The following is a 6948-nucleotide window of genomic DNA, read 5'->3' as shown; positions in this document are numbered from 1 at the left end:
CAGAGAAATACATCAAAAATGATGCCACCTAATAACTTTTCAAGTCGAGAAAAAAACTTTGAAATCAATAAATTTCTAAAAGGTGAGTAAAGGAGAGTGAAATTCAAAAAGTCGTATATATTTGTAAATTAATAAAAAACAACCCTAAAATACAATGGAATCAATACTAGGAATCATTTTTCACTCTATAGGAGGCTTTTCATCAGGCAGTTTTTATATGCCCTTTAAAAAAGTTAAGGGCTGGGCTTGGGAAAGTTATTGGATAGTGGGTGGGTTATTTTCTTGGCTGATTGTTCCTCCAATTGCCGCTTATTTAACCATTCCAAATTTTGTAGAAATAATTTCTGGCACGGAATCTTCGGTTCAAAATTTTACTTTTTTAATGGGATTGTTGTGGGGTATTGGCGGTTTGACTTACGGCTTAGGTGTTCGATATTTGGGCATGTCACTTGGTAATTCAGTAGTTTTGGGCTTTTGTTCTGCTTTTGGTGCATTGGTTCCAGCCATTTATTATGACTTTAATCCTACAGATGGCAAAACTACTTTTACTGATATGCTACATAGCAGTGGAGGCCAAGTGGTATTAACAGGTGTTTTGGTTTGTATAATTGGGATTGTAGTTTTAGGAAGAGCGGGGCTTTTGAAAGAAAAGAGTCTTACCCAAGAACAAAAAGTGGCTAGTGTAAAAGAATTCAGTTTAGTAAAAGGTCTCATAATTGCTATTATTTCAGGTATTTTAAGTTCGTTTTTTAACTTTGGAATTGAAGCAGGCAAACCTATGGCAGATGCTGCAGTGGCTTCAGGAAACAATCCTCTTTTTCAGAATAACGTCACCTATATTATCGTAATGTGGGGTGGCCTAACCACCAACTTTTTGTGGTGTATGTACCTCAATTTTAAGAACAAAACCTTTAGAGATTATACCAATACCACTACGCCAATAGCTAACAACGTTCTGTTTTCAGGTATTGCAGGTACTATGTGGTTCTTGCAGTTTTTCTTCTATGGTATGGGCGAAAGCAAACTTGGAAACGGAGCTAGTTCATGGATTCTTCATATGGCTACTATCATTCTTACAGCCAATCTTTGGGGACTGTGGCTCAAGGAATGGAAAGGCGTTTCAGCAAAAGCATTCCGCACGTTTGTCATTGGCATAGTTATCATGATGCTTTCTATATTCTTGGTAGGTATTGGAAATTCTATGTAATTAATGTGTCATTTTTGATAGATTGAAAATAGCTATTCTTAATAGAGTAGCTATTTTTTTGAACTTAGCTTTATTCTAGGCTTGACTTATATTAGTTTTCCACCCCATCTGTCGAATAATTCAACTGCTTTATATATTTAATAATTCTGTGTTTTTCCTGTTTATTATATTTGATTTTCGATGGTAAATAATTGATTTAAATTAAAACAAAAACACAAAATATGATACGTTTAATTTTCACTATTCCACTGGTTTTTCTAGGTCTTTTGGTTTCGATGTTTTCCACTACTGAGCCAGAAAATTCAAAGATGACTGTTTGTGCTTACCTACCTCAAAATAAATCGTTTAATAAATCAATTCCTTGGAAGTATTCCTCACAAACAGCCACTGATATTCCTTTTGAAAACGACCCGAATAAAGCTTACAGCATGCCACTTTTAGCCAAAACAGCAAGTGGAGAAGTAATGCTTTCTTGGACAGAGAAAGACGATCAGGGATTAGTTTTTTTCTGTTTAGCATTTTCAAAAGACCAAGGCAAAACTTTTTCTGATAAAAAGGTAATTTTCTCTGGAAATGGTATCGGTAATAGCCGTATGATGAGGGCCAAAGTTTTAAGTAAGAAAAACGGAACATTGGTGGCCATATTTACAAACAGAGGTGAAAGTGTTCCCAATGCTTCTGGTCGTGGTGGCCGTTCGTCTAATATTGTTTTTTGTGAATCAAAAGATGGTGGATATACCTGGACAAAACCAGCGAATGTGGACTCAGACCCTAAGCAAGGCATTGTAAGAGGTTTTTTTGATGCCATTGTTATGAGCAATGACGAAATTGCCGTTGCCTATTTGAAAGATGTAGCAAACAGCACAAAACACGAAGAAAGAGATCTGAGATTGGTGACGTCCAAAAACGGCGTTTTTCAGCCTGAGCGATTGATTGATCCAGTAGTTTGTGACTGTTGTCCTATCAATTTTTTAATAGATGCAAGTGGAGCTTTGAATGTTTTTTACCGTGACAATAATGATAATATCAGGGATATAGCCCGCATGACTTCTAAAGACAACGGACAAACCTTCTCTAAACCCGAGATAGTTTTCAATGATAAATGGGAAATAAACGGTTGTCCTCACAGTGGTGCGGTTTCTACCATCAATGGCAAAGGAGGCTTGGTTTCTTGGTTTTCGGGTACTGATAATGAAATGGGTATTAGAGTAGCTACCACTGAAGGTAAAAGACTTTTTGTGTTGGATGATGCATCGGCAAAAAACCAATATTTGGTAAAAACGCCTACAGCCTCAGTGCTTTTTTGGGAGCAGAACAAAGACGAAAAGAATCCTTCTCAGATAGCTTTCAGAAAAATTACAGACAGTAAAGTTTCTGAAATAGTTTGGATTGACGGCTCAGCAAATTCAACTAACATTACCGGGTTGAACATTGGAAATAAACTAATCATCGCCAACGAAATTATTCAGTCTAATAAAAAGAATAAATTAAAAATAATCACCGTAAGTGTTTGATAATAAATGTGTTGTTATATAAGAAGTGTAATCGATTTGTGAAACTTTGTGCCTACTTTGTGAAACTTTGTGTAATAGCTTTTAAAGATTTTAAATAAACCTAAAACAATGAAAAAAACAATTCTATCATCCGCCTTTTTGCTAGTTTCGGCCGTAACCTTTGCCCAATGGAGCATCGACAAAGGCCATACGAAGTTTACATTTATAGCCGAACACCACGGTTTATCCGAAGTAGATGGTTATTTTAAAAAATTCGATGGGAAAATTACAGCTGCCAAAGATGATTTGACTGATGCTGTTTTTGAGATCTCGATAGAATCAGCAAGTATCAATACCGATTTAGAAATGCGTGACAATCACCTCAAAAGCGAGGATATGTTTAATGTCGAGAAGTTCCCAGCCATAAATTTTAAGAGTACTTCTTTGACCAAAATATCGGGTAATAAATATAAAATGGGTGGGAATATTACGATCAAAGGAGTAACTAAGCCTATTACTTTGGATGTAACTATGAATGGGCCAATGGCTCATCCAAACCCAAACAACAAAATACCTCAACTAGGCATTAAAGCTACCGGAACTATCAAAAGAAGTGATTTTGGAATAGGTGGAAAGTTACAAAACATTATGGTGGGTGATGAAATTGCCATTAGAGCAACGGGGGAGTTTCAAAAGAAATGACAAATTTGGGTGATTAAATGATGTTTTTTTTGATTAAATTTTGTAATTTAAAAGTCAAAATAGCAAGTAACTAATATTCAATTTTTATACATCATCTAAAATAAATAGTACAATGCTTAAGAAAATCTTTATCGGACTTGCGGTCGTGTTGATTGCTATCCAGTTTGTAAAACCAGAAAAGAACATTTCTGACGACAATACTTACGCCATCACGACTAAATATGATATGCCGGAGGATGTCAAAAAGACTTTTGAAGTAGCTTGCAACGATTGTCACTCAAACAAGACAACTTATCCGTGGTATGCTAATATTCAACCCATTGCATGGTTTCTAAATGATCATGTGGTAGATGGGAAGAAACATTTTAATATCTCTACTTTTACAAAATTACCAATAGCCGTTCAAAACCATAAATTGGAAGAGACTATAGAAATGGTAAAAGAGAAAGAGATGCCTTTGGAGTCTTATACATATTTGGGATTGCACAAAGAAGCAAACCTAACTGACGCTCAAAGAGACGCAATAGTAAATTGGGCAACTGCTCAAATGGATTCCTTGAAAGCACATTATCCTGCTGATAGTCTCAAAATGAAACCAAGGCCAAAACCAGCCGAATAAAATAACTACCAACAAAAGAAGCCGTCGAAACATATTGACGGTTTTTTTGTTCTAAAATTTCGGTAACCTTTTTCAATTACTTTTCGTATTTAAGAAACTAATAATATTATCAAAACTATGTTTAAACTGAGCTTTATCCTTCCTATTATTTTTTCGTTTGTTCTTTTTGTTCCAGCTTTTGATGATTTGGATACAAAGGCCGAACCGATGACCATTTGCCACACTTTTCCTGGTGATGACATGCGTCAGTTTGCACTGGACCCTGAATTTCAGGCACTGCATTTTGCACCAGCTCCACTTCAATATGCTGGATTAGGAACAAATGTAACTTTCAAAACTACGGATGGAACAGATGGCAAAGGTTATTTGGTAAAAGCCAAAAAGAAATCCAACAAATGGCTTTTTGTTTACCAAGAATGGTGGGGACTCAACGACTACATCAGACGTGAATCTGATACTTTTTACAAAGATTTAGGCGAAAATGTAAACGTCCTGGCGGTTGATATGTACGACGGACAGTCAACTTCCAATCCTCAGGAAGCGGGAAAATTGATGTCTGGCACCAAAGATGCTCGTTTGGTGGCCATCGTAAATGGTGCAACGACTTTTGCAGGCAAAAAAGCTAAGATTGCTAACGTAGGTTGGTGTTTTGGAGGAGCTTGGTCGCTTCGCTCGGCTATTTTGGGAGGCAAACAAACCGTAGGCTCTGTGATGTACTATGGTATGCCCGTGAGTGATGTAAACGAATTGAAAAAACTAAATTCTGACGTACTGGGCCTTTTCGCCACAGAAACAAGAATCTCAAAAGAAGTAATCGAGAAATTTGCTGAAAACATGAAAGCTGCTGGCAAAAAACTGGATTATAAAATATTTGATGGTGTGCATGGTTTTGCAAATCCAAGCAATCCAAAACACGATCCTGCTCTAACTAAAGAGGCCTACGGCATGGCTTTGGGGTATTTGAAGGGTAAGTTTTGATGGCCATTTCTTAATTTTCCATGATGAATTTAAAATACTCCTAGAGCCTTTTTTTGCTGGCGGAGTATTTTTTTTTCAAAATCTATATCAAAGGTTTTTTTTGAATTAAGTTTGGGGAAAAATCAATAATAACTTCAATGACAACTAAAGAAAGAATATTAGAGAGTGCCATTGGTCTTTTTAATAGATTTGGGTATGTCAATGTGAGACTACAATATATTGCTGATGAGGCAAATCTAAGTATTGGAAATTTGGCCTATCACTTCAAAACCAAGGAGGCCATATTCGAAGCTATTTATTATAATCTAGAAAAGGAGCAAAAGATTTTATTGACAGACTTGAGGCTTGTTCCTTTGTTCGAAAACATAAATAACCATCTGAAAGATACTTTTAGATTGTATCAAAAATATAGTTTTTTTTATTCAGATACCTTAGAAATTATTAGATCATTTCCGAAAATAAAAAAACAATACAGAGAATATACAAAGTGGTACATTGCACAGATAGAAACATTAATCGCTTTCAATGTATCAAGAGGTGTTTTTGAGGAGGGTAAAATAAATGATCAAATCACTGCATTAGCCGAATTGTATTGGATGGTCATTGAGTTATGGCTTTACCAATCTAGAATCCGGGGAGTGGATATGATTTTAGAAAAAGACTTTATAAATACAGTTTGGAGTGTGTTTTTGCCCTATTTGTCTGAGGTTGGTCAAACAGAGTTTATGCAAATAGGCAACATGGATTTTTTAAAATAAATAATTGCATAGATTAAATATTTTTTTAAGTTTGTATTAGAATTATATAAGATTGGATTCGTTACAAGTTCTGCTCATTTTTATGTCTTGAATATACTTCTTGGGGAATTTATTTGCTACGTAAAATAATCAATTGGAAAAATGAAAACTCCATTTATCATTGACCCTAAGCTTTATGAGATGTCATTAGACTTGCTCAATGACTTGCATTTTATAGAAAGTAAAGGGAAGTTGGTCGATTTTAGTTTTTTCAATGACGATAAATGGCTTTCAGAAACAGCTGTAATAGAAAACCTAGCCAAGGTGGCTGGTCAATGGGACATAGAATTGTTGTTTGCAATGCACAACAACCCTTTGAAGTTTATTAAAAGGTTCATTGTTTCATATTCGTGTCCCCGAAAAGCAACTTTGATTGCATCAATAATGCGTAGGCAGGCTGCTAAAGACCAAAGAGGCACTTTGGTGGTGGACTTTGAAGGAATCCAAATTTCGGAAAATTAAAATGTACAGTACAAAAAATAAAATACTAAATGCGTCCATCAAATTATTCAACGAATATGGTGTTGCCAGTGTTAGGCTTCAGCAAATTGCAGATGAGATAGGTATAAGTGTTGGTAATTTGGCTTATCATTTTAAAACCAAGGATTTTATTGTTTCAAGTGTTTACGAAAAGCTGTTTGATGATTTCAATTTAATCTTGGGCAACTATTTGTTATCTCCAAGTTTAGAGGATTTCGACAAACAAATTAGCTCATATTTTGACTTTTTCGATAAATATCATTTTTATTTTTCGGACCTTTTCTCAAATGAACATCAAATACCAAAGATCAAAGAAGAGTGGAATAGTTTGATCAATAAAATGGATTTGCAAATCAAAAAACGTCTTGAGTTCTACGCCAAATCTGGATTTTTTAAGGAGATCAATAGAAATAACCTACAAACCGTAACTGATAATGTGCTTTTAACTTTGATATTTTGGATTCCACAACAAAAGATGCAAAGTAAAATAGTATCTCTATTTAGATACAAAAATGCCATTTGGTGTCTCATTTTGCCATATATCTCTAATGAAGGTTTTCCAGAACTACAGAAGGTGTTAAATGACAATAATCTGCTCTAAATTATTTTTGAATAAAAATTAGAAAAAATTTTCTAATTTGATTTAAGTGATTATATTTGTTCTATTAATAA

8 protein-coding genes are annotated in these 6948 nt (G+C 34.9%); all 8 read left to right on the top strand.

The window, feature by feature from the left end; all coding sequences use genetic code 11:
- Positions 1 to 154 precede the first annotated feature (154 nt).
- The 8 genes from rhaT to EGI24_RS20225 all read left to right on the top strand — a co-directional run bounded on the left by rhaT (position 155) and on the right by EGI24_RS20225 (position 6877).
- Positions 155 to 1207 (top strand): L-rhamnose/proton symporter RhaT, encoded by a 1053-nt coding sequence (rhaT, locus tag EGI24_RS20260; protein ID WP_255050441.1) that lies wholly within the window; start codon positions 155 to 157, stop codon positions 1205 to 1207.
- Positions 1208 to 1428: 221 nt separating this feature from the next.
- Positions 1429 to 2721 carry a sialidase family protein gene (locus tag EGI24_RS20255; RefSeq protein ID WP_255050440.1) on the top strand — a complete coding sequence of 431 codons (1293 nt, stop codon included), beginning with the start codon at positions 1429 to 1431 and terminating at the stop codon, positions 2719 to 2721.
- A gap of 108 nt (positions 2722 to 2829) precedes the next feature.
- Positions 2830 to 3402, top strand: a complete 573-nt coding sequence (locus EGI24_RS20250) for a YceI family protein (protein WP_255050439.1) — start codon at positions 2830 to 2832, stop codon at positions 3400 to 3402.
- A gap of 112 nt (positions 3403 to 3514) precedes the next feature.
- Positions 3515 to 4021 (top strand): heme-binding domain-containing protein, encoded by a 507-nt coding sequence (locus EGI24_RS20245; protein ID WP_255050438.1) that lies wholly within the window; start codon positions 3515 to 3517, stop codon positions 4019 to 4021.
- Positions 4022 to 4138: 117 nt separating this feature from the next.
- On the top strand, positions 4139 to 4999 hold the full coding sequence (locus tag EGI24_RS20240) for a dienelactone hydrolase family protein (protein ID WP_255050437.1): 861 nt from the start codon (positions 4139 to 4141) through the stop codon (positions 4997 to 4999).
- 137 nt (positions 5000 to 5136) lie between these two features.
- Entirely contained in the window at positions 5137 to 5757 is a 621-nt protein-coding gene (locus EGI24_RS20235) for a TetR/AcrR family transcriptional regulator (RefSeq protein ID WP_255050436.1), read from the top strand.
- A 141-nt stretch (positions 5758 to 5898) separates the two neighbouring features.
- Positions 5899 to 6258, top strand: a complete 360-nt coding sequence (locus tag EGI24_RS20230; protein WP_255050435.1) for a hypothetical protein — start codon at positions 5899 to 5901, stop codon at positions 6256 to 6258.
- Between the two features lies 1 nt (position 6259).
- Positions 6260 to 6877, top strand: coding sequence for a TetR/AcrR family transcriptional regulator (locus EGI24_RS20225; protein ID WP_255050434.1), 618 nt, complete (start codon positions 6260 to 6262; stop codon positions 6875 to 6877).
- Positions 6878 to 6948: the final 71 nt, after the last annotated feature.

It is taken from the genome of Lacihabitans sp. CS3-21 (assembly GCF_024343675.1).
Taxonomy (GTDB): Bacteria; Bacteroidota; Bacteroidia; order Cytophagales; family Spirosomataceae; genus Leadbetterella.
The sequence above is the reverse complement of the archived record's forward strand: the minus strand, read 5'-3'. Positions and strand labels throughout refer to the sequence as shown.

Excerpts from the sequence above, each read along its gene's own strand:
- rhaT (WP_255050441.1), top strand. The coding sequence starts at position 155 with ATGGAATCAATACTAGGAATCATTTTTCACTCTATAGGAGGCTTTTCA.
- EGI24_RS20255 (WP_255050440.1), top strand. The coding sequence starts at position 1,429 with ATGATACGTTTAATTTTCACTATTCCACTGGTTTTTCTAGGTCTTTTG.
- EGI24_RS20250 (WP_255050439.1), top strand. The coding sequence starts at position 2,830 with ATGAAAAAAACAATTCTATCATCCGCCTTTTTGCTAGTTTCGGCCGTA.
- EGI24_RS20245 (WP_255050438.1), top strand. The coding sequence starts at position 3,515 with ATGCTTAAGAAAATCTTTATCGGACTTGCGGTCGTGTTGATTGCTATC.
- EGI24_RS20240 (WP_255050437.1), top strand. The coding sequence starts at position 4,139 with ATGTTTAAACTGAGCTTTATCCTTCCTATTATTTTTTCGTTTGTTCTT.
- EGI24_RS20235 (WP_255050436.1), top strand. The coding sequence starts at position 5,137 with ATGACAACTAAAGAAAGAATATTAGAGAGTGCCATTGGTCTTTTTAAT.
- EGI24_RS20230 (WP_255050435.1), top strand. The coding sequence starts at position 5,899 with ATGAAAACTCCATTTATCATTGACCCTAAGCTTTATGAGATGTCATTA.
- EGI24_RS20225 (WP_255050434.1), top strand. The coding sequence starts at position 6,260 with ATGTACAGTACAAAAAATAAAATACTAAATGCGTCCATCAAATTATTC.